Here is a 22,063-nt window from a genome sequence, read left to right on the forward strand (position 1 = left end):
TCATCCGGACTCGGGGGCACAGACACCGTGACCGGCCGGAACGAGGCAGCGGGCAGACTGGACCACGCGCTCGTCCAACTCACCAAGGAGCCCAACGGATGACCCCGACCGTGCCGAACCCGGCCGCCCAAGGCACTGCGGCCACCACCGCCCACGACGAAGCCTCCGCCCGCGCAGTGCTCAACCGCCTGCGGCGGGCTCAGGGGCAGCTGGCAGGAGTCATCACGATGGTCGAAGAAGGCCGCGACTGCCGGGACGTCGTCACGCAGCTCGCAGCCGTCAGCCGTGCGCTGGACCGCGCCGGCTTCAAAATCATCGCGAGCCGCATGCGCGAGTGCCTGACCGCCACCGAGGACGGTGGCACCCCCGCCATGAACGAGGCAGAGCTCGAAAAGCTCTTCCTCACGCTGGCCTGACTCACGTCCCGCCTGGGGGCGCGTCATCGCCGCTGACACGGCCTCAGGGCTTCCCGTGCTGGAAGACCTCGCCCCGCGTGGCCCTGGACCGGCTGATCCGACGCGACGGTGCGGCACCCCACAGCGAACGCCTGGCTGCCTGCGCCCGTGCCCGTGCCCGTGCCCGTGCCCGGGGCGAGCTGGGCGCAGCCATCGCCGGACAGGGCGACATGTACTGCTCTCGCCTCGCCAGGCTGGGCTCCATTGATCCCGCGGCAGACCGGACGGGCCGACACGCCTCGCACCGGGACGCCGGAATTGCACATGCCGTAGCACTGGGGGGCACCCGTACGTGGGCCACGCCGTACCTGTGCCGGGCGGGCCGGCGGAACTACTGTCGACGCCATGGACGGTGATCGCCGAACATGGCGTATGTGTTCCCTCGCCGGCGCGGTATTCGCCGTGTGTATGGCCGGCACCACCCTGCCGACCCCGCTCTATGGGCTCTACCAGGACAAGTTCGGGTTCTCCGAGCTGACGGTGACCGTCGTTTATGCCGTGTATGCCTTCGGGGTCATCGGTGTGCTGTTGCTGGCGGGCAACGCATCGGACGCTTTGGGCAGGCGACCGGTGCTGTTGTGGGGGCTGGGTTTCGCGGCGGCCAGCGCCGTCTGCTTCCTGAGTGCCACCGGGCTGGGCTGGCTGTATGCGGGGCGGCTGTTCTCCGGGCTTGCCGCCGGGCTGTTCACCGGGGCAGCCACCGTGTACGTCATCGAGTTGGCGCCGCACGGCGGTGGCTCCCGCGCCACGTTCGTGGCGACCGCCGCCAACATGGGCGGGCTCGGGTGCGGTCCGCTGCTCGCCGGTCTGCTCGCCCAGTACGCCGACTGGCCGCTGTACCTGCCCTTCGCCGTACATCTCGCACTGGTGGCCGCCTCGGCCGCCGTCCTGCTGTGGCTGCCGGAGACCGTGGCCGAGCGGCGGCCGCTGAGCACCGTACGGCCGCAGCGGCCGAGCCTGCCCCCGCAGGTGCGGCCGGTGTTCGGACCCGCCGCGATCGCCTCGTTCGTGGGGTTCGCGTTGTTCGGCGTGTTCACCTCGGTCAGTCCGGCGTTCCTCGCCGAGTCCCTCGACATGGACAACCACGCCGTGAGCGGCCTGGTCGTCGCACTCGCCTTCTTCGCCTCGACCGCGGGCCAACTCGCGGTCACCCGGGTCGGGATGGAGCGATCCCTGCCGCTGGGCTGCGCCGGGCTCCTTGCCGGACTCGCCCTGCTCGCCGGCGCGCTGCGGTGGGACCTGCTGGTACTGGTCATGCTGAGCGCGCTGGTCGGCGGCACGGGGCAGGGACTGGCGTTTCGTGCGGCGCTTGGCGCCGTGGCCGAGGCGTCTCCCGCGGACCATCGCGCGTCAGTGGTCTCCACGCTGTTCGTGGTGGCGTACGCGGGCATCTCCGTACCGGTCATCGGCGTCGGAGTCCTGACGGGCCCGATCGGCCTGGAAGGTGCCGGGCTGGTGTTCATCGCGGTCATGGCGGTGCTGGTGTCGACCGCGGGTGTCTATCTCGTCCGGCGGCTACGCCGTACGACACCTGAGCATGCACACCCTGGCCCGTAGAGTCCGCGACACCGGGTGATCGCGTAACTGCCGCAACGAGGCCCGGCCCCCGTCGTTGACCAACCCATGAAGATCACCATCGTGCGGCGGCAGCTGCGTCTCATGGCCGCAACCGTCGTCGCCCTGGCACTGGGACTCACGGGCGCCGGAAGCTCGCCGGCCGCGAGCTCCGCCGCCACTGATTGCCCAACGGCGGAACTCTTCGCCACCAACAACACCGCGGTCATCACGGACCCGGACGACCCCAGGCTCCACACCCGTCTCACACACTTCGACCACGAAGTACGCGGGATCATCCGCGCCAACGGGGCCACGCCCGCCGCCTCGAAGCTCCTGGAGGGAGTCTTCTGGTCCGGCGACCTCAAGCAGGCCACCTATGAGCGCTCACGCGAGTTCGACATCAACAGGGTCGGCCGTGACGGGCTCCACCACATCGCCGGCGTCATCGCCAAGACCTACCACCAGGAGTCCGTGCTCACCTTCCGCTGTCTGCCGCCCACCTCGCCGGAGACCGACGCACTCGAAATCGAGGCGGCCGGCGTCAGCGCGAGCCGGCTGCATGACGAGCTGGTCGCGGATCCGGTGGCCCGCGACAGACTCGGCGGCGGCTCGGTCACCGTCGACGGCAGGCTCATCCTCATCGCCCCGCTCGCCGACCTGCCACTGGCCCGGGAGTTCACGGCCAGGCTAGGTATCAACTGGCAGACGGCCCAAGTGCACTACGGCGACCGGGAGTTCGTGAGCTGAATCAGGAGCCCGCCGACACCCTAAGGCCTGTCGTTCTGCCCGGGGTGTCCGGCCGGATCGGGCGTCGTCGGCCGGACCCCACCATGACCGTTGAGCGCGTAGGCCATCTGGTGTTGCGCCTCCTGGGCCACCAGGCGGGCCTCCGCCACGACGTCACCGCGTTCGCGTACCAGGCTCTCGTAGACCGGCAGATGGTCGTTTCCCGTTGAGCTGAGATTCACAGGACTGGTCCTTCTCGGTATCTGTCGTACTCATGGTCCGTTCGGCTCCCGAAAGGCTCGGAGCCGAACGAGGCGGGGCCGACAGTTCACTCGGAGCCGGCCGGTAATGCGAGATTGATCGCGGTCACACGCGGTTGAGCCGCGCGGCGATCCCGTGCCCGACCAGCAGGTAAATCACCGCCGGCAGACCGTAATTGAGGAGAACGCGAAGGCCTTCTGTGTCCATGGTGAAAACATCCTGTGACCACCAGGCCAGCCAGTCGGCCGTTCCGTGCACGAACTCGACAAAGACGTTGTCCTGGTTGGCTTCGAGCAGGTAGAGCAGAATCCACAGACCCAGGAACACCGCGGCAATGTCAGCGATGGTGTGGATGACCAGCCCCGCCCGTCGAGCACCGCCCTCGCGCCGCTCAGGGCGCTGTGGGCGCTGTGGAGGCTGTGGGGGCTGCTGGTACTGGTCGTAGGGGTGGTGTCCGGCCATCGGGTCGGTATTGCTCACGGGAATCCAATCTGACGCGTCACTTTGCAGGCCGAGGCAGGAGCGCACATCGCCTCTGGTTCCCTCAGGCAATCGCCTGCCGCACCACACATACAAGGCGTCGCGCGGGCCCGTACAACTCTGCGTCACGCAACCGCCGTGGCGTTACACGGCCATCGGAATATCCCAAATATGGCCAGGTAATCGGCAACTTGCCCAAATGTGCGAGCGCGGGATCCATTTCACCGTCGAACACCTCACATCAGTGTGCCCATTGCGTGCGCTCTTCGTGATGCCTTCATGTGAATGGCTCACTTACCGTTCATGTTGCGGCGGACGGCGAGTACCCGCATCCCCGGAGGTGCGGCGTGACGGAGATTCCACAGGTTCATCAGCATCGTGCCGAATTCGGCGAGTTGGGGCTCTCCTGTCGGCGTCCGGAGCTGCCCGGTCCGGAGCGCGGCTCGGGGCGGCCACACGTCCGGGCACTACGTCGGTAAGCGGGAGGGCAAACCGGTCGGCGCATCGTCACCCGGCGCTGCAGCATGTGACGTAGTGCACCTGGATGTCTTGACTGCAGAGGTGGCATGATCCGGGAGCGTGACGCCCCGCAACCCGACAGTTCGCCCATTCCGGGCGACGGAAGGACATGCGCATGTTCCGTAAGGTGCTCGTCGCCAACCGCGGAGAGATCGCGATCCGGGCGTTCCGCGCCGGCTTTGAGCTAGGGGCTCGAACGGTCGCGGTGTTCCCTCACGAGGACCGCAACTCACTGCACCGGATGAAGGCGGACGAAGCCTACGAGATCGGCGAGGCCGGGCACCCCGTACGGGCCTATCTCTCCGTCGAGGAGATCATCCGTGCGGCGCGCAGGGCGGGCGCCGACGCCATCTATCCCGGATACGGCTTCCTGTCCGAGAACCCCGAGCTGGCGCTCGCGTGCGAGCGTTCCGGGATCACGTTCGTCGGGCCGAGCGCGGAGACGCTCGAACTGACGGGGAACAAGGCGCGCGCCGTGGCCGCGGCCCGCGCGGCCGGTGTCCCGGTTCTTGGCTCCTCGCAGCCCTCGACCGACGTCGACGAGCTGGTCCGGGCGGCCGACGATCTCGGATTCCCGGTCTTCGTCAAGGCCGTGGCCGGTGGCGGCGGGCGCGGCATGCGGCGCGTGGAGGACCCGGCGACGCTGCGCGAGTCGATCGAGGCGGCGGCCCGCGAGGCCGAGTCGGCGTTCGGCGACCCGACCGTCTTCCTGGAGAAGGCCGTCGTCGAGCCCCGGCACATCGAGGTGCAGATCCTCGCCGACGGCGAGGGCCGCGTCATCCATCTCTTCGAGCGCGACTGCTCCTTGCAGCGCCGCCACCAGAAGGTGATCGAGCTGGCGCCCGCGCCGAATCTCGATCCTGAGGTACGCGAGCGGATCTGCGCCGACGCCGTGAAGTTCGCCCGGCAGATCGGCTACCGCAACGCGGGCACCGTGGAATTCCTCCTCGACCCCGCCGGACAGCACGTCTTCATCGAGATGAACCCGCGGATCCAGGTCGAGCACACGGTGACCGAGGAGGTCACCGATGTGGACCTCGTCCAGGCGCAGCTGCGGATCGCCGCCGGCGAGACGCTGGACGACCTCGGCCTGTCCCAGGACACCGTCCGCCTCCACGGCGCCGCGCTGCAGTGCCGGATCACCACCGAGGACCCGGCCAACGGCTTCCGCCCCGACACCGGCAAGATCAGCGCCTACCGTTCCCCGGGCGGCTCCGGCATCCGGCTGGACGGCGGCACCACCCATGCCGGTACGGAGATCAGCGCCCACTTCGACTCGATGCTGGTCAAACTGACCTGCCGGGGACGGGACTTCGAGACCGCGGTCGGCCGGGCCCGGCGTGCCGTAGCCGAGTTCCGTATCCGCGGGGTGTCGACGAACATTCCCTTCCTCCAGGCCGTTCTCGACGATCCCGACTTCGCCGCCGGACGCGTCACCACGTCGTTCATCGAGAAGCGGCCGCATCTGCTGACGGCACGTCACTCGGCCGACCGCGGCTCGAAGTTGCTCACCTACCTCGCCGACGTCACGGTCAACAAGCCGCACGGCGAGCGGCCCCCGCTGATCGACGCCACCACCAAGCTGCCGCGGCTGCCCGAAGGCGAACCGCCCGCGGGCTCCAAGCAGAAGCTGACCGAGCTCGGACCCGAGGGCTTCGCCCGGTGGCTGCGCGCCTCACCCACCATCGGCGTCACCGACACCACGTTCCGCGACGCGCATCAGTCGCTGCTCGCCACCCGTGTCCGTACCAAGGACCTCCTCGCCGCGGCGCCGGCCGTGGCGCGGACGGTGCCTCAACTCCTTTCGCTGGAGTGCTGGGGCGGCGCGACCTACGACGTCGCGCTGCGCTTCCTCGCCGAGGACCCGTGGGACCGGCTCGCCGAACTGCGCGCGGCCGTACCCAACATCTGCCTGCAGATGCTGCTGCGCGGCCGCAACACGGTCGGCTACACGCCGTACCCCACGGAGGTGACCCACGCCTTCGTGGAAGAGGCCGCCGCGACCGGTATCGACATCTTCCGTATCTTCGACGCCCTCAACGACGTGGGTCAGATGCGGCCCGCGATCGACGCGGTGCGTGAGACCGGCTCGGCGGTCGCGGAGGTCGCCCTGTGCTACACCTCCGATCTGTCCGACCCGTCGGAGAAGCTCTACACGCTCGACTACTACCTGCGTCTCGCGGAGCAGATCGTGGACGCGGGCGCCCATGTGCTCGCGGTCAAGGACATGGCCGGGCTGCTGCGCGCGCCTGCGGCGGCGAAGCTGGTCTCCGCGCTGCGCAGGGAGTTCGATCTGCCCGTACACATCCACACGCACGACACCGCGGGCGGTCAGCTGGCCACCTATCTCGCGGCGATCCAGGCCGGGGCCGACGCGGTGGACGGGGCGGTGGCCTCGATGGCGGGCACCACCTCGCAGCCGTCCCTTTCGGCGATCGTCGCCGCCACCCATTACTCGGAACGGCCGACCGGCCTCGATCTGCAGGCCGTGTGCGATCTGGAGCCGTACTGGGAGAGCGTGCGCAAGATCTACGCGCCGTTCGAGGCGGGCCTGTCCTCGCCGACCGGTCGCGTCTACCACCACGAGATCCCGGGCGGCCAGCTCTCCAATCTCCGGACGCAGGCCATCGCGCTCGGGCTCGGCGACCGCTTCGAGGACATCGAGGCGATGTACGCCGCCGCCGACCGGATCCTCGGCCACCTGGTGAAGGTCACGCCCTCGTCCAAGGTCGTCGGCGACCTCGCCCTGCACCTGGTGGGGGCCGGTGTGTCGCCGCAGGACTTCGAGGCCGCGCCGGACTCGTTCGACCTCCCGGCCTCGGTCATCGGATTCCTGCACGGCGAGCTGGGCATGCCGCCCGGCGGGTGGCCGGAGCCGTTCCGCACCAAGGCGCTCCAGGGCCGCGCCGGACCAGAGCCGATGCGTGACCTGTCCGCCGAGGAGCGCGCCGGACTCGCGAAGGACCGGCGGTCGACGCTGAACCAGCTGCTGTTCCCCGGGCCGACCAAGGACTTCGAGAGCCACCGGCAGGCGTTCGGCGACACCAGCGTGCTGGCCAGCAAGGACTTCTTCTACGGCATCAGCCCCGGGCGCGAGTACTCCGTGGACCTGGAACCCGGCGTCCGGCTGCTCATCGAGCTGGAGGCCATCGGCGAGGCGGACGAGCGCGGTGTACGCACCGTGATGGCCACTCTGAACGGTCAACTGCGACCGATCCAGGTACGGGACCACTCCGTGGCGTCCGATGTCCCGGTGACCGAGAAGGCGGACAAGTCCAACTCGAACCACGTCGCGGCGCCGTTCGCCGGTGTGGTCACGCTGGCGGTGGCCGAGGGCGACACAGTGGAGGCCGGTGCGACGGTGGCCACGATCGAGGCGATGAAGATGGAGGCCTCCATCACCGCCCCGAAGGGTGGCACGGTGTCCCGGCTCGCCATCAACGCGATCCAGCAGGTGGAGGGCGGCGACCTCCTGGTCGAACTCGCCTGACGCGTGACGCCCGACGCCTGATCCCTGACCTGTGCGTCGCTGAGGAATGCCGGGGCAGTTCCCCCGCATCTCTCAAGGCCAAGGCCCCGGGCCAGTCGCACTGCGACTGCCCGGGGCTTACGCGTTGTCGGAGCGGGCGATTCGCATCACCGGGAGCGGGCCGTCTAGGACAGGACCTGACCTACATAGGCCATAGCGTGGTTGTTGTCCGACGGAGCAGAAACATGTGGAGGCGTAACCATGGCTGTCAACGAGCTGGACACCCAGGACCAGGCAGTGGCCCCGGCCGTCACCGGCGAGCGTGCCGAGTGGCTGGAGGCGCTGGACAAGCAGCGGAACTTCCTGCGCTTCACCGCCCGTGACCTCACCGACGAGCAGGCCGGGAAGCAGACCACCGCGAGCGCGCTGTGCGTGGGCGGTCTCATCAAGCACGTCACCGAGGTCGAGCGGACCTGGGTGGACTTCATCCTCAACGGCCCTTCCACCACGGTCGACTTCATGTCCATGACCGAGGCCGACTGGGCCCGTCGGGAAGAAGGGTTCCGGATGCTGCCCGGTGAGACCCTGGACGGTGTGCTGGCGGCCTACGCGGAGGAGGCCCGCCGGACCGACGATGTGGTCGCCACTCTGCCCGACCTGGATGTCACGTGGCCGCTGCCACAGGCCCCGTGGTCCGAGCCGGGCGGGCGGTGGTCGGCCCGCCGGGTGCTGATGCACCTCGTCGCCGAGACCGCTCAGCACTGCGGCCACGCCGACATCATCCGCGAATCGTTCGACGGGGCCAAGACGATGGGCTGACCCGCTGCGTGCCAGCCCTTCGCGCCGGCCTCGAAGTAGCGGCGGGGGACGTCGACGAGCATGGTGTCGATCTGCTCCTTGGCGACCCCGCGCCGTTCGAGGTAGGGCAGCACCTCGTCCGCGATGCGCAGGTAATGCCACTGCGGGAGCAAGGGCATGACCGCGGGGTCGATCCAGTCGATGTAGCAGGAAGCGTCCTGCGAGAGCACCATCCGGTCGGCGTACCCCCGTCGGCACATCTCCACCGCCGTCTCGGCCCGGGCCTCGAAGGTGGTCTCGAGGTTGATCCCGAACCGGTCCATCCCGAGCACGAACCCGGCTTCGGCCGGTTCCCTGAGGTGGTCCACATCGGCGGTGTCCCCGCTGTGACCGAGCACGACCCGGCTCGGGTCCACGCCCTCCTCGTCGCACAGCACGCGCTTGACCTCCGAACCCGTGCGCGCCCCTGGGTGGGTGTGCACGGTGACAGGGGTGCCGGTGCGGAGATGTGCCGTGGCCACCGCACGCATCACCCGCTCCGCATCAGCCGAGTACGCATACTCAGGCGCAGCCGTCCTCCCGCATGCTGATCAGTAGCGCTCGGCCGTGCCGAGGTACTGCTCGGCGAAGGCGGCTGCCGCGACCGGCGAGGTGAACAAGCGTCGCAACCGGGCGAGCGTGGTGCCCGTCCGGAACGGCGCCCCCGTGGCGGACCCGTGATAGACGTCGGACAGCCACTGCGAGAACTCCTGGTAGTCCCATACGCGACGCAGGCAAGCCTCCGAGTAGCCCTGCAGACCGCTGTCGCGGCCGGCGCTGTCGCTACTGGCGTCCTGCGTGAGGTGCGCGACCAGCGCGTCGCCGAGAAGGAAGGCGTCGTGCAGGGCGAGGTTCATGCCCTTCGCCGCGATCGGCGCCACGAGGTGGGCCGCGTCGCCGGCCAGGAACAGCCGCCCGGACGCCATCGGCTCGACGACGTAGTCGTGCATGTCGAGCATCCGCTTCTCGATCAGCCGCCCCTCGACCAACTCCGGGGCTCCCTCAGCAACGAGCCGTCGGCGCAGCTCAGCCCATACGCGCTCGTGGGACCAGTTCGCCGGGTCGTCGCCGGGCGGGCACTGGAGGTAGTAACGGGTCACCTCGGGACTGCGAGGCATCTGTCCGGCGAATCCGTCCTCATGGATCCCGAAGAGCACACAGTCGGAGGAAGGCGGCGCCTCGGCCAGCAGGGACAGCCAGCCTATTCCGTAGTCGTGCCGCGCGACCCGGAACTCGTCGTCGGGCAGTGTGCGCCGCGTCACGCCACGCGCACCGTCACACCCTGCGACGAAGTCGCAGTGAAGCACGTGCCGTTGACCGGACTGGGGGCAGGTGTACGACACCGATGGCCGGTCGGTGTCGACGTCGTGCACCTGCACGTCCCGGACGCCGAACCTGATGTCGCCGCCCCGTACGTCGGCGTACTCACGCACCAGATCCGTGACGAGCAAGGGCTGCGGGTACACGAAGTGATGACGTCCCGTCACCTCTCCGTAATCGAAGCGGTGTCGGCGGCCATCGAACCGGAATTCGCACGCGGTGTGGCGCTGCGCCTTCTGCAGCAGGTTCTCGCCGAGGCCCCGCTGCTCCAGGGCGCGAACCGCCCACTCCTCGATGACCCCGGCGCGCGGCCGCTGCTCGATGAACTCCCGCGTCTCGGCCTCGAGAACCACGCAGTCGACTCCGTCGCGTCTCAGGATGTTCCCGACGGTCAGCCCGGCGGGGCCGGCGCCCACCACGACTACCGAAACACGTTGTGGAGCAGGGGCATGGGGACGCTGAAGAGGGTTCACGCGGACATTATTCTGCACGGGGCGAAGCCCGGTCACGCCGGTGGTCCCACCCCTGCGCGACCTCAACCCCACCCACACCTTCGTGGGCGGCGTCATCGTCACACCTGCCGGGGTGCAGTGACCGCCGCCGTTCGCGGGCTGCGTGGGTTCCTCCGTTCCTCCCCTTTTGCCGGGAGGGACCGCCGCGCGACTCGGACGGCTTGCACCCCGGATTCGGCTCGGCGGCGACTACCGTCGCCCTATGGAGCGAGAGCGAACCAGCGCGATCCGCGCAGTCCTCATCGACATCGACGGCGTCCTCACGGTGTCCTGGGAGCCCCTCCCCGGTGCCGTCGAGGCCATGGAGCGGCTGCGCGCCGCGGGGCTCCCCCTCGCGCTGGTCACCAACACGACCTCGCGTACACGCGCCTCGATCTGCGCACGCCTTATGGAGGCGGGGTTCCCCGTCACGTCCGACGACATCCTCACAGCTCCTGCCGTCACTGCCGCCTACCTTCGGGAGCACCACCCGGGCGCGCGCTGTCTACTCCTCAACTCCGGTGATATCCAGGACGATCTGACGAGCGTGACGCTGGTCGGTGAGCCGGAAGAACGCGCAGGCCCAGAGCCGGACGTGGACGTCATCGTGGTCGGGGGCGCAGGAGACGAGTTCGACTACACGGCCCTCAACCGCATCTTCCACCACCTGCAGCGCGGAGCACACCTCGTAGCCATGCACCGGAACCTCTACTGGCGCACGGCCGACGGGCTCGACCTCGACACGGGCGCCTTCCTCCTCGGCCTCGAGCGGGCTTCCCGGGTCGAGGCGAAGATCACCGGCAAACCGTCCGAGGCGTTTTTCGCCGCCGCGCTCGCCCACCTGGGCGCCGATCCGTCCGCGTCGCTCATGGTGGGCGACGACATCGAGTCCGACGTGCTCGCCGCCCAGCGCGGCGGCGTCACCGGCGTCCTCGTCAAGACCGGCAAATACCGTCCGGAGACCCACCGTTCGGCCGACGGCACACCCGACCACGTGATCGACTCCTTCGCCGCGCTCCCCGACCTCCTCGAACGCCTGGCCTCGGACTCTCGTTGAGCCGCAGCAGGCCCTGCTTGTTGCTCTTCCAGAGGGTCAGCGTGGTGCCGTGGTCAGGCATGTCGCTGGACACGGGGTGATGGCCCTGCGGGTCGGCCACCCCGTCGGCGCAGGCGCGTCAGTGGTGCCGGTCCTGACGCCCGAGCGTCTCCACGGGGGTCGCGTCGGGGCGGGTCCACTGCGGCACGGGGCGGCTGGTCGGGCCCCAGGTGGCGTTGCCCTCCGCGTCCGAGCGCCAGTACCAGCAGATCGGCACGCCATGTCCACCCACCGGCGAGCCGGCCTCAGCGGCCTCGGGCCAGCCCTCGGGGTTGTCCTCCCACCCCTCGCGGCGGCCGTAGGGCGTCATGTCGAGCAGGCCGAGGGACCCGTTGACCCGCTCGTTGCCACGGCCCGTCGTGGAGTAGGTGAGGAACACGCGGTCGCCGTCGCGCAGGAAGCAGGTGATGTAACCCATCGCGCCGCCGACCGGCTCGTCCACGCCGCGCACCGAGTACCAGGGCTGGGTGTAGCCCATGAACTCGACGAAGGAGGCCACCTCATCCCACGGGCCCGTGGTCAGGATGGCGAACGAGACGCCGCGGGCGTTGAGGTAGACGGCGTCCTGCATGGACCAGGCCGTGGTGGTGCAGCCCTCGCACTGCCCCTGCGGCGGCGCGCCGTCGTACCACATGTGCTTGTAGACCACGAGCTCGTCGCGACCCTGGAAGAGGTCCAGGAACGGGACCGGGCCGTCGGGTCCGACGACCTCGACCTTCCCGTCGAGCTCCACCATCGGCAGCCGGCGGCGGGCCGCGGCGATGGCGTCGCCCTCGCGGGTGTGGGCCTTCTCGCGGACCAGCAGCTCGTCACGGGCGGCCTGCCAGGTGGCCAGGTCGACGATGGGCGGCCGGCCGGGCAGCACGTTGGTCGGGTCACTCGGCGAGGTCGTCATGGTGTCCTCCGTGGTGTCTCTTGCCGGGCTGCGTCGTACCGCGTCCCGCGACGGTCACCAGAACAGACTCGTGACGCGGCCGGAACTCATCGCGGCAGGGGCATCCTCTGCCGAGCCTGCACGGACCCCGTCGGGCCGGCAAGTTCACACTCGCACCCAGGACGCACCGCGCCCGGGTCCGTCGAAGCGTCGCCGACACCACATCCCCTGAGGTTCTGACCCGCGGAAGCCCCGTCACCTCCCCCGCACGTACCGGCTCACCCCGAGCCGCTCTCCCCCTCACCGTGTCAAGCACTCAACGGGCGCACCTGGCCGGGGGGATCTTCGCGCGCCCAGCCGGCCCTGATCGTGCCCGGCAGCGACGCTGGTTCGCTGTGGATGTCGACGGAGCCGCACGGCCGGGTCCGCAGCCCGAAGTAGCTCGTGGTCGTCGAGGGCGGCACGCACATGGACTTCTACTACATCCCGAAGTACGCCGACCGCGCCGTCGGGAAGGCCACGTCCCTTTCCCGGGAGCGCCTCACGGCCGACGGGGTCGACGGGAGCTGAGGCCCCGGACGGCTAGACGAACCGCACCTCTGGATACCTTGACGAGGGGCCGTCCAGGAAGTGGCCGTCGGCGCGACCGCGGAGCCGGCGGTCGAAGAACGCGGTCACATACGCCCGCTGCGCGGCGATCGCCCGCGCGGCCGGCACCGTCCCCACCAACCCGGTCACCGTCTCCTTCGGCAGCCCCAACTGCCGTGCGATCTGCGGAATCAGCGACGTGGCATCGGTGTACGTCGCATGCTGCGCGCCGCGCAGCACCAGGTCCCGATGCCAGCCGTCGCTGTGCTCCCACAGCGCGCGCCAGGACGGCACGTTCGTACGGTCGTTGCCGTCCATGCCCATCAGGAGGAACGGCCCGTCCAACCCGTCGCGGGCCACCGAGGACAGCTCTCCCTCGTCATGGTCGTTCGATACGTAGGCGATCACCCCGTCCAGATTCGCCGCCGCCGCGATCCGCCCGTCGTCGTGCATCGTCTGCAGCGCCGCGAAGCCGCCCGCCGACTGCCCGAACATGCCGACGGGCGCGCGCTCCAGGCGGCCGGTGGCGAACGCCCGCTCCACCTCGTCCAGTACGAACCGCGTGTCGGCCACCCGGACCGCGCTCGTCTTCTTCATCAGAGCGACGACCGCCTCGGGCCCCTCTTTCAGCGCCCGTTCGAACTCCTGTGGAAGCAGGGTTGTTTCGACCCGCCCACCAGGGAACTCCACCGCCGACGCGTCATAGGTGTGGTCGATCGCCACTACTACGTACCCATGCGACGCCAGTTCGTCCGTCAGGGTCGTACCCAGGGTGCGCGGGTCACCCACTCCCGGCGAGTACAGCACCACCGGCCGCGGGCCGCGCCGGTCCGGCGGCGCGCCGAGGTGGGCGAAGGTCTGTGTCGCGCTCCAGTCGATACGGCCCTTCGGCAGGTCGCCGAAGTTGTTCACACGGTCGAAGCCGGCCGCCTCGCCCTTCGTCATCTGCGGCACGCGCGGGTGCGCGGCGACGGAGCCGGCCGGGTACCGCACATCGACCATCAGCTCACGCCTGCGGCCGGGAACCCACGGATCCGCGCGTTCCCGGTCCACCAGCCGCAGCGCCACGGTCCCCACGCCGTACGGCCCCGTCGGCGCGGGCAGCCTCATTCGTGCCATGCGGGGCGTACTGGCCGCTGCCGTCGCGGTCGCCGTCGCGCCGGGTCCGCCCGTTGCCGCCCAGCCGAGGGCGAGCGCGGACGCGGCGGCCAGTAGGCGGCGCCTGCTCGTCATAGTGGCGTCGATATCGGTGTTGTTGTCGGCGCTGATGTCGGCCTTGGTGCCGGCGTTGGAGTCCATGCCGCAAGCTTCACCGGAGGCCCGCCCACGTCACCATCCGGCGGGCCGGACCATCCAGTTGGGGGAAATCCCCCACACGCCGCGAACGCTCAGCGCCCCGCGCCGCCCTCGACGAGACGCCTCAGCGAGGGGAGCAGCGCATCGAGGTCCTGTCCGGTCCGGAAGGCCACGAGGGTGGTGCCGCCGTGGCCGGATTCGCCGGTTCCGGAAGGTGCGGGGAAGAGGGCGAGCACTTCGCGCATGGCCTCGTCCATCTCCGCCACCGGGTCGGAGGTCTCGCCCCGGAGCCAGCGGCGCAGTACGTGGTTGTGGGCTGCGACAACGGAGGCCGCCATGAGTTCGGCGCGCAGTGACGCCGACTCGGTGGGGTCACCCATCCAGTCCGCGATGAACTCGCGGAACAGCCGCTGGTACCTGGCCACACTGGCGATCTCCCGGTCCCGCAGGACCGCCACCTTGCTGGTCAGTGTGTACCGCCGCCGCGCGAGGTCGCCCTCGTCGATGTAGTGCAGCAGCACCAGGCGGACCGCGTCGGAGACGGCGATCAGGCCGGTGCTGTGGCTGGAGGTGGCCAGCCTGTCCTTGATCAGCGCGAGCAGCCGGTCATGGTCGGGGAAGATCACGTCTTCCTTCGACCGGTAGTGCCGGAAGAACGTCGTGCGGCCCACTCCGGCCCGCTCGGCGATCTCGTCGACGGTGGTCTGCTCGTATCCGCGCTCGTCGAAGAGCGCGAAGGCAGCGTCCGCGAGTCGGATCCGCGCGGCTGGCTTACTCATGACCATCCATCCTCACTCATGACCGCCCATCCTTCCCTGTCCCGGTGCTCGGAAGCCACTTGCCGGAGTCAACGGTACTGAGTACCGTTGATATGACATCGAGTACCAAAGGAGGTCCGGCGTGGGTTCCGAGGCACAGAGCGAGTCCGGTCTGCCCATCCAGCCGCTCTACGACGGCTGGTCGCTGACGGATTTCGACGCGGACGCCAAGCTCGGCGCCCCGGGCAAGTTCCCGTACACGCGGGGCGTGTATCCGTCGATGTACACCGGCCGGCCGTGGACGATGCGGCAGTACGCCGGATTCGGCACGGCGAAGGAGTCCAACGAGCGCTACCACGAGCTGGTCGGCGCCGGAACGGGCGGCCTGAGCGTCGCCTTCGACCTGCCGACGCAGATGGGCTACGACTCGGACGAGTCGATCGCCCGCGGCGAGGTGGGCAAGGTCGGCGTGGCGATCGACTCGATCGAGGACATGCGCACACTGTTCGAGGGCCTGCCCCTGGACAAGGTGTCCACGTCGATGACGATCAACGCCCCCGGCTCGACACTGCTCCTGCTCTACCAGCTCGTCGCGGCCGAGCAGGGCATCTCCGGTGACCAGCTGACCGGCACCATCCAGAACGACGTGCTCAAGGAGTACATCGCCCGGGGCACGTACATCTTCCCGCCGAAGCAGTCCCTGCGGCTGATCAGCGACATCTTCGCGTACTGCCACAAGGAGCTGCCCCGCTGGAACACGATCTCCATCTCGGGGTACCACATGGCCGAGGCCGGGGCCACGCCCGCGCAGGAGATCGCCTTCACCCTCGCCAACGCGAAGGAGTACGTGCGCGCCGCGCTCGCCGCCGGCCTCGACGTCGACGACTTTGCACCGCGCCTGTCGTTCTTCTTCGTCGCCCGGACGACGCTGCTCGAAGAGATCGCCAAGTTCCGCGCCGCCCGCCGCATCTGGGCCCGCATCATGCGCGACGAGTTCAAGGCCAAGAACCCCAAGTCGCAGATGCTGCGCTTCCACACCCAGACCGCCGGGGTCCAGCTGACCGCGCAGCAGCCCGAGGTCAACCTCGTACGGGTCGCCCTTCAGGGCCTCGGCGCGGTCCTCGGCGGAACGCAGTCACTGCACACCAACTCCTACGACGAGGCCATCGCCCTTCCCACGCAGAAGGCGGCGCGGCTCGCCCTGCGCACACAGCAGGTCATCGCCTACGAGACCGACGTGACCAAGACCGTCGACCCGTTCGCCGGGTCCTACGTCATGGAGTCGATGACGGACGATGTCGAGGCGGCGGCCCTTGAGCTGATCCAGGCCGTCGAGGACCGCGGCGGCGCGGTGGCGGCGATCGAGCAGGGCTTCCAGAAGTCCGAGATCGAGAAGTCCGCGTACCGGATCGCGCTGGAGATCGACCACCAGGAACGCACCGTGGTCGGCGTCAACAAGTACGCCCTCGACGAGGAAGAGCCGTACGAGCCGCTGCGGGTCGACCCCCAGATCGAGATCGACCAGTGCGAACGCCTCGCGGCCCTGCGCAAGGAACGCGACAACGAAGCCGTCGAGCGAGCCCTCGAAGCGCTGCGCGACGCGGCGCGCGGCACCGACAACGTCCTGCCCCCGATGCGCGAGGCGCTGCGCCTGCGCGCCACGGTCGGCGAGGTCTCCCACGCCCTGCGCGACGTGTGGGGCGTGCACGTCCCCCACGACACGTTCTGATCCTCCCTGTTCCCTTCGATCCGTCCGATCCTTGTGATCCAGCCGATACTTCCGATCCTTCCGATGACCAGTGAGCCCGGTGGAGCATTCAGTGAACGACATCGACATCCACACGACCGCGGGAAAGCTCGCGGACCTGCAGCGCCGGATCGAAGAGGCCACACACGCCGGCTCCGCGCGCGCGGTGGAGAAGCAGCACGCGAAGGGCAAACTGACGGCCCGTGAACGCATCGAACTACTCCTGGACGAAGGCTCGTTCGTAGAACTCGACGAATTCGCCCGCCACCGCTCCACCGCCTTCGGCCTGGACGACAACAAGCCCTACGGCGACGGCGTCGTCACCGGCTACGGCACCGTCGAAAACCGCCCGGTAGCCGTCTTCTCCCAGGACTTCACCGTCTTCGGCGGAGCCCTCGGCGAGGTCTACGGCCAGAAAATCATCAAGGTGATGGACTTCGCCCTCAAAACCGGCTGCCCCGTCATCGGCATCAACGACTCCGGCGGCGCCCGCATCCAGGAAGGCGTCATGGCACTGGGCATGTACGGCGAGATCTTCCGCCGCAACACCCACGCCTCCGGCGTCATCCCCCAGATCAGCCTCGTCGTCGGCCCCTGCGCCGGCGGCGCCGTCTACTCCCCCGCCATCACCGACTTCACCGTCATGGTCGACCAGACCAGCCACATGTTCATCACCGGCCCCGACGTCATCAAAACCGTCACCGGCGAGGACGTCGGCTTCGAGGAACTCGGCGGAGCCCGCACCCACAACACCACCTCCGGCGTCGCGCACCACATGGCAGGCGACGAAAAAGACGCCATCGAATACGTCAAAACCCTCCTGTCCTACCTCCCCTCCAACAACCTGTCCGAGCCGCCGGCCTTCCCCGAGGAAGCCGACCTGGCCCGCACCCCCGAGGACGACGAACTCGACACCCTCGTCCCCGACAGCGCCAACCAGCCCTACGACATGCACACCGTCATCGAGCACGTCCTGGACGACGCCGAGTTCTTCGAGACACAGCCGCTGTTCGCACCGAACATCCTCACCGGATACGGCCGCGTCGAGGGCCGCCCCGTCGGCATCGTCGCCAACCAGCCCCTGCAGTTCGCCGGCTGCCTGGACATCGACGCCTCCGAAAAAGCAGCACGCTTCGTACGCACCTGCGACGCGTTCAACGTCCCCGTGATCACCTTCGTCGACGTCCCCGGCTTCCTGCCCGGCGTCGACCAGGAACACACCGGCATCATCCGCCGCGGCGCCAAACTCATCTACGCCTACGCCGAAGCCACCGTCCCCCTCATCACCGTGATCACCCGCAAGGCGTTCGGCGGCGCCTACGACGTCATGGGCTCCAAACACCTGGGCGCCGACCTCAACCTGGCCTGGCCCACCTCCCAGATCGCGGTCATGGGCGCCCAGGGAGCGGTCAACATCCTGCACCGCCGCACCATCGCCGCCGCCCCCGAAACCGAGCAGGAAGCAACCCGCCACCGCCTCATCCAGGAATACGAGGACACCCTCCTCAACCCCTACACCGCGGCCGAACGCGGCTACATCGACGCCGTCATCATGCCCGCCGACACCCGCGCCCACATCGTCCGCGGCCTGCGCCAGCTCCGCACCAAACGCGAAACCCTCCCGCCCAAGAAGCACGGCAACATCCCGCTCTAGCCCCAGGACCCAGCCGCCAAGAAGAGCCGCCGAAAGAGCCGCCCGAAAGGACCCGACCAATGATGATCAAGGTCGTCAGGGGCAACCCCACCCCCGAGGAGCTGGCCGCCGCACTGGCGGTGGTCCAGGCCCGCGCCGCGGCGGCGACCACCACCCCGCCCGGCGCGACAGCCACCCGCGACGCATGGGCCGACCCCTCACGCATCAACTCCCTGCCTCAGCACGGGCCCGCGGCCTGGGCGCGCACCTACTGGCCGCGCTGAACCAACCACCCGATCGGAGAGTTCATGAACACCGTGCAACAGGGCGCGCGTCGCGCCGGTCACGCACCGGCCCCGCGCGCTCGCGTGGTGATCGCCAAGCCCGGCCTCGACGGCCACGACCGTGGCGCCAAGGTGATCGCCCGGGCGCTGCGCGACGCGGGCTACGAGGTGATCTACACCGGCCTGCACCAGACCCCGGAGCAGATCGTGGCGACCGTCATCGCCGAGGACGCGCCGCTCCTCGGGCTCTCCGTTCTCTCGGGTGCCCATCTGACGATCGTCGCGAAGGTGATCCAGTTGCTGGCCGAAGAGGATGCCGGCGACGTCCGCCTCCTGGTCGGCGGCATCATTCCCGACGCCGATGTCACGGCCCTCGAAGCACTGGGCGTCCACGCCGTGTTCACTCCCGGCGCGGGCATCGGCGGCATCGTCGAGACCGTCGACCGCCTGCTCGCCACCACCGACACGACCGCCACCACCGACACCCCGGAACCCGCGCTGGAGCAGGCATGCTGAAGAGAGTCCTCATCGCCAACCGTGGCGAAATCGCTGTCCGCGTGGCCCGGGCGTGCCGGGATGCCGGTATCGCGAGCGTTGCCGTTTACGCGGAACCGGACCGGGACGCTTCGCATGTCCGGGCGGCGGACGAGGCGTTCGCGTTGGGCGGTGACACCCCGGCCACCAGCTATCTCGACATGGCGAAGGTGCTGCAGGCCGCCAAGGACTCCGGCGCGGACGCCATCCACCCCGGCTACGGATTCCTGTCGGAGAACGCGGAGTTCGCCCAGGCCGTCCTGGACGCCGGCCTGATCTGGATCGGCCCGCCCCCGCAGGCCATTCGCGACCTCGGCGACAAGGTCGCCGCCCGGCACATCGCCCAGCGCGCCGGCGCCCCCCTGGTCGCCGGCACCCCGGACCCCGTGTCCGGCTCCGACGAAGTCCTCGCGTTCGCCCGCGAACACGGCCTGCCCATCGCCATCAAGGCCGCCTTCGGCGGCGGCGGCCGCGGCCTCAAGGTCGCCCGCACCCTCGAAGAGGTCCCCGAGCTCTACGACTCCGCCGTACGCGAAGCCGTCGCAGCCTTCGGCCGCGGCGAATGCTTCGTCGAGCGCTACCTCGACAAACCCCGCCACGTCGAGACCCAGTGCCTGGCCGACACCCACGGCAACGTGGTCGTCGTCTCCACCCGCGACTGCTCACTGCAGCGCCGCCACCAAAAACTCGTCGAGGAAGCCCCCGCCCCCTTCCTCACCCAGGCCCAGAACGAGCAGCTCTACACCGCCTCCAAAGCCATCCTCAAGGAAGCCGGCTACGTCGGCGCCGGCACCGTCGAATTCCTCGTCGGCATGGACGGCACCATCTCCTTCCTCGAGGTCAACACCCGCCTCCAGGTCGAACACCCCGTCACCGAAGAAGTCGCCGGCATCGACCTCGTACGCGAGATGTTCCGCATCGCCGACGGCGAAGCACTCGGCTACGACGACCCCGCCCTGCGCGGCCACTCCTTCGAGTTCCGCATCAACGGCGAAGACCCCGGCCGCGGCTTCCTGCCCGCCCCCGGCACCGTCACCCGCTTCGCACCCCCCACCGGCCCCGGCATCCGCCTCGACGCCGGCGTCGAGACCGGCAGCGTGATCGGCCCCGCCTGGGACTCCCTCCTCGCCAAACTGATCGTCACCGGCGCCACCCGCGAACAGGCCCTGCAACGCGCCGCCCGCGCCCTGGCCGAGTTCGAGGTCGAGGGCATGGCCACCGCCATCCCCTTCCACCGCGCCGTCGTCACCGACCCGGCCTTCACCAGCGACCCCTTCACCATCCACACCCGCTGGATCGAGACCGAGTTCGTCAACGAGATCAAGCCCTTCGCCGCCACCCCCGACACCGACCACGACGAGGAAACCGGCCGCGAGACCGTCGTCGTCGAGGTCGGCGGCAAACGCCTCGAGGTCTCCCTGCCCTCCTCGCTCGGCATGTCCCTGGCCCGCACCGGCCTCGCCGCCGGCGCCAAACCCAAACGGCGCGCCGCCAAGAAGTCCGGCCCCGCCGCCTCCGGCGACACCCTCGCCTCCCCCATGCAGGGCACCATCGTCAAGATCGCCGTCGAAGAAGGCCAGGAAGTCAAGGAAGGCGACCTCGTCGTCGTCCTCGAAGCCATGAAAATGGAACAGCCCCTCAACGCCCACCGCACCGGCACCATCAAGGGCCTCAGCGCCGAGATCGGCGCCTCCATCACCTCCGGCGCCACCATCTGCGAGATCAAGGACTGAGCGCCGCCCCTCCCCCGACAATCCGAACCCGAGAGCCCGGGAGGACGACCTCCTGGGCTCTCGGCGTTCCTGGCCTGCGCGGCCACTCCTGAGCTTCCGCGCTGTCAGTCGTAGGTGCTCAGGCCGGATTCTCGAAAATCGGGGTGATCACGGCCCGCGCCACCGTGTGGCTGAAGAGCTGGAAGCCCAGCCAGGCCGGGGAAGCCGCCGCCGGCACATCCAGCTCGGGCGTGTCCACCGCATGGACGGCGTACATGTAACGGTGAGGGCCGTGCCCGGGAGGGGGCACCGCGCCGAGGAAGCTCTGCCCGCCCGCGTCGTTGGCCAGCATCTTCGCGCCGACGGGAAGGTACTTCCCGCCCGGCGCCCCGGCACCGGCCTCCAGTTCGTGCACCGACGCGGGGATGTCGTACACCGCCCAGTGCCAGAAGCCACTCACCGTCGGCGCGTCCGGGTCGAAGCAGGTCACCGCGAAGCTCTGCGTGTCGGCCGGGAAGCCCTCCCAGGACAGCTGTGGAGAGCGGTCCTCGCCCGGGCCTCCGAAGAGACTGCTGCACTGTGCGACATCGAGGGGCTTCCCGTCCGCGATGTCCGTGCTGTGCAAGCCGAACTCCGGCACTGAGGGCAGGACGCTGTACGGATCGAAGGAGTGGGGCATGTGCTTCTCCTCTGGTCAGGCGGTCAGGTGCGCACGGAAGCGGTCGGTGGCCGACCCGCCCTGATCGACCACACCCCCGACACTCGCACGACACCCACAGGCCCCGCACGCCGCAAATGGGCGACTTCTGTCCGGATGGCGTCCAACCATGTCGATATACGTCCCGGAAAAGCGCGGCCACCGGACACGAAACACCCCGCCCACGCGGTATTGATTCATACTGCAAGTAGATGCATAATGCGCTTATGGATAAGCGGGTTATGGAAGTCGACCCTCGGGCCGAAGGCCTGATGATCGCCGTGGAGCAGATGGTCCGCTACGTGCGACAGAGCGCCGTCGCCGGCGGCCTGAGCGCGGCGGCCTCGTCCGCGATCGGCCGGCTGGGCCGCGAAGGCCCGTATCGACTGAGCGAGCTGGCCAGGGCCGAACGTGTCTCCCAGCCGAACATGACCCAGCTCGTCACCCGCATGGAACGCGCGGGCCTGGTACGCCGAGTGGCTGACCACAACGACGGCCGGGCCGTCCTCGTGGAAGCCACCGAGAGCGGCCGCGAGGTGTTCCGGCAGCGGCGCGCCGAGCGGACCCAGGCCTTCGATCTGCTCATCGGGGAGCTGACCGAGCCGGAGCAGGAGGCGGTGCGGACCGCGTTGCCCGCCCTGGCCCGCGCCATCCAGGACCGCCAGACCCGTACGGCCCACGACTGACCCATCCCGCCACAACCTGTCCGCTCCCCCGCACCCCCTCCTC

21 protein-coding genes are annotated in these 22,063 nt (G+C 69.4%); 13 read left to right on the forward strand and 8 right to left on the reverse strand.

The window, feature by feature from the left end; translation table 11 throughout:
- The first annotated feature begins 98 nt into the window (after positions 1-98).
- From ACY0PA_RS04355 to ACY0PA_RS04365, 3 genes are all read left to right on the forward strand, one after another.
- The gene (locus ACY0PA_RS04355) at positions 99-416 is read left to right on the forward strand and encodes a metal-sensitive transcriptional regulator (RefSeq protein WP_473083415.1); all 318 of its coding nucleotides are present in this window, start codon (positions 99-101) and stop codon (positions 414-416) included.
- A 384-nt stretch (positions 417-800) separates the two neighbouring features.
- Positions 801-2,012 (forward strand): MFS transporter, encoded by a 1,212-nt coding sequence (locus tag ACY0PA_RS04360; RefSeq protein ID WP_473083416.1) that lies wholly within the window; start codon positions 801-803, stop codon positions 2,010-2,012.
- A 66-nt stretch (positions 2,013-2,078) separates the two neighbouring features.
- Entirely contained in the window at positions 2,079-2,759 is a 681-nt protein-coding gene (locus ACY0PA_RS04365) for a hypothetical protein (RefSeq protein ID WP_473083417.1), read from the forward strand.
- Positions 2,760-2,779: 20 nt separating this feature from the next.
- Here the strand turns inward: ACY0PA_RS04365 and ACY0PA_RS04370 are convergent, their stop codons facing one another.
- Positions 2,780-2,980, reverse strand: coding sequence for a hypothetical protein (locus ACY0PA_RS04370; RefSeq protein ID WP_473083418.1), 201 nt, complete (start codon positions 2,978-2,980; stop codon positions 2,780-2,782).
- A 124-nt stretch (positions 2,981-3,104) separates the two neighbouring features.
- A complete protein-coding gene (locus ACY0PA_RS04375) occupies positions 3,105-3,479 on the reverse strand; it encodes a hypothetical protein (RefSeq protein ID WP_473083419.1) in 375 nt (124 codons plus the stop codon).
- 634 nt (positions 3,480-4,113) lie between these two features.
- On the opposite strand from ACY0PA_RS04375, the gene ACY0PA_RS04380 reads away from it, so the two are divergent.
- Positions 4,114-7,488, forward strand: a complete 3,375-nt coding sequence (locus ACY0PA_RS04380) for a pyruvate carboxylase (RefSeq protein ID WP_473083420.1) — start codon at positions 4,114-4,116, stop codon at positions 7,486-7,488.
- A gap of 240 nt (positions 7,489-7,728) precedes the next feature.
- Positions 7,729-8,286 (forward strand): DinB family protein, encoded by a 558-nt coding sequence (locus ACY0PA_RS04385; RefSeq protein ID WP_473083421.1) that lies wholly within the window; start codon positions 7,729-7,731, stop codon positions 8,284-8,286.
- On the opposite strand, the gene ACY0PA_RS04390 is transcribed toward ACY0PA_RS04385, so the two are convergent.
- On the reverse strand, positions 8,223-8,798 hold the full coding sequence (locus ACY0PA_RS04390) for a phosphotriesterase family protein (RefSeq protein WP_473083422.1): 576 nt from the start codon (positions 8,796-8,798) through the stop codon (positions 8,223-8,225). The two genes, ACY0PA_RS04385 and ACY0PA_RS04390, sit on opposite strands and share 64 nt — an antisense overlap.
- 57 nt (positions 8,799-8,855) lie before the next feature.
- On the reverse strand, positions 8,856-10,097 hold the full coding sequence (locus tag ACY0PA_RS04395) for a 4-hydroxybenzoate 3-monooxygenase (protein WP_473083423.1): 1,242 nt from the start codon (positions 10,095-10,097) through the stop codon (positions 8,856-8,858).
- Positions 10,098-10,338: 241 nt separating this feature from the next.
- Between ACY0PA_RS04395 and ACY0PA_RS04400 the strand changes: the two genes are divergently transcribed.
- Positions 10,339-11,172, forward strand: coding sequence for an HAD-IIA family hydrolase (locus tag ACY0PA_RS04400; protein ID WP_473083424.1), 834 nt, complete (start codon positions 10,339-10,341; stop codon positions 11,170-11,172).
- 118 nt (positions 11,173-11,290) lie between these two features.
- Here ACY0PA_RS04400 and ACY0PA_RS04405 read toward each other — a convergent pair whose 3' ends face one another.
- Entirely contained in the window at positions 11,291-12,106 is an 816-nt protein-coding gene (locus ACY0PA_RS04405) for a DUF899 domain-containing protein (RefSeq protein WP_473083425.1), read from the reverse strand.
- A 423-nt stretch (positions 12,107-12,529) separates the two neighbouring features.
- On the opposite strand from ACY0PA_RS04405, the gene ACY0PA_RS04410 reads away from it, so the two are divergent.
- Positions 12,530-12,655: a hypothetical protein gene (locus tag ACY0PA_RS04410; RefSeq protein WP_473083426.1), complete on the forward strand. Its 126-nt coding sequence runs from the start codon at positions 12,530-12,532 to the stop codon at positions 12,653-12,655.
- A 12-nt stretch (positions 12,656-12,667) separates the two neighbouring features.
- Here the strand turns inward: ACY0PA_RS04410 and ACY0PA_RS04415 are convergent, their stop codons facing one another.
- Together ACY0PA_RS04415 and ACY0PA_RS04420 are read right to left on the reverse strand one after the other, a co-directional pair.
- On the reverse strand, positions 12,668-13,972 hold the full coding sequence (locus tag ACY0PA_RS04415; protein ID WP_473083427.1) for an alpha/beta hydrolase family protein: 1,305 nt from the start codon (positions 13,970-13,972) through the stop codon (positions 12,668-12,670).
- An 89-nt stretch (positions 13,973-14,061) separates the two neighbouring features.
- Positions 14,062-14,748, reverse strand: a complete 687-nt coding sequence (locus ACY0PA_RS04420; RefSeq protein ID WP_473083428.1) for a TetR/AcrR family transcriptional regulator — start codon at positions 14,746-14,748, stop codon at positions 14,062-14,064.
- 121 nt (positions 14,749-14,869) lie between these two features.
- Here ACY0PA_RS04420 and ACY0PA_RS04425 point away from each other — a divergent pair, with 121 nt between their 5' ends.
- The 5 genes from ACY0PA_RS04425 (at position 14,870) to ACY0PA_RS04445 (ending at position 20,658) form a co-directional block, all read left to right on the forward strand.
- Positions 14,870-16,456 carry an acyl-CoA mutase large subunit family protein gene (locus tag ACY0PA_RS04425; protein WP_473083429.1) on the forward strand — a complete coding sequence of 529 codons (1,587 nt, stop codon included), beginning with the start codon at positions 14,870-14,872 and terminating at the stop codon, positions 16,454-16,456.
- A gap of 91 nt (positions 16,457-16,547) precedes the next feature.
- Positions 16,548-18,128 (forward strand): acyl-CoA carboxylase subunit beta, encoded by a 1,581-nt coding sequence (locus tag ACY0PA_RS04430; RefSeq protein ID WP_473083430.1) that lies wholly within the window; start codon positions 16,548-16,550, stop codon positions 18,126-18,128.
- Between the two features lie 59 nt (positions 18,129-18,187).
- Entirely contained in the window at positions 18,188-18,391 is a 204-nt protein-coding gene (locus ACY0PA_RS04435; protein ID WP_473083431.1) for an acyl-CoA carboxylase epsilon subunit, read from the forward strand.
- A 24-nt stretch (positions 18,392-18,415) separates the two neighbouring features.
- Positions 18,416-18,907, forward strand: a complete 492-nt coding sequence (locus ACY0PA_RS04440; protein ID WP_473083432.1) for a cobalamin B12-binding domain-containing protein — start codon at positions 18,416-18,418, stop codon at positions 18,905-18,907.
- Positions 18,904-20,658 carry an acetyl/propionyl/methylcrotonyl-CoA carboxylase subunit alpha gene (locus ACY0PA_RS04445; protein WP_473086232.1) on the forward strand — a complete coding sequence of 585 codons (1,755 nt, stop codon included), beginning with the start codon at positions 18,904-18,906 and terminating at the stop codon, positions 20,656-20,658. The genes ACY0PA_RS04440 and ACY0PA_RS04445 overlap by 4 nt, the downstream gene beginning before the upstream one ends.
- A 118-nt stretch (positions 20,659-20,776) precedes the next feature.
- Here the strand turns inward: ACY0PA_RS04445 and ACY0PA_RS04450 are convergent, their stop codons facing one another.
- Positions 20,777-21,316 carry a YbhB/YbcL family Raf kinase inhibitor-like protein gene (locus ACY0PA_RS04450; RefSeq protein WP_473083433.1) on the reverse strand — a complete coding sequence of 180 codons (540 nt, stop codon included), beginning with the start codon at positions 21,314-21,316 and terminating at the stop codon, positions 20,777-20,779.
- Positions 21,317-21,546: 230 nt separating this feature from the next.
- Here ACY0PA_RS04450 and ACY0PA_RS04455 point away from each other — a divergent pair, with 230 nt between their 5' ends.
- Positions 21,547-22,020: a MarR family transcriptional regulator gene (locus tag ACY0PA_RS04455; RefSeq protein WP_473083434.1), complete on the forward strand. Its 474-nt coding sequence runs from the start codon at positions 21,547-21,549 to the stop codon at positions 22,018-22,020.
- Positions 22,021-22,063: the final 43 nt, after the last annotated feature.

Source organism: Streptomyces sp. DS1-CR2 (genome assembly GCF_055760475.1).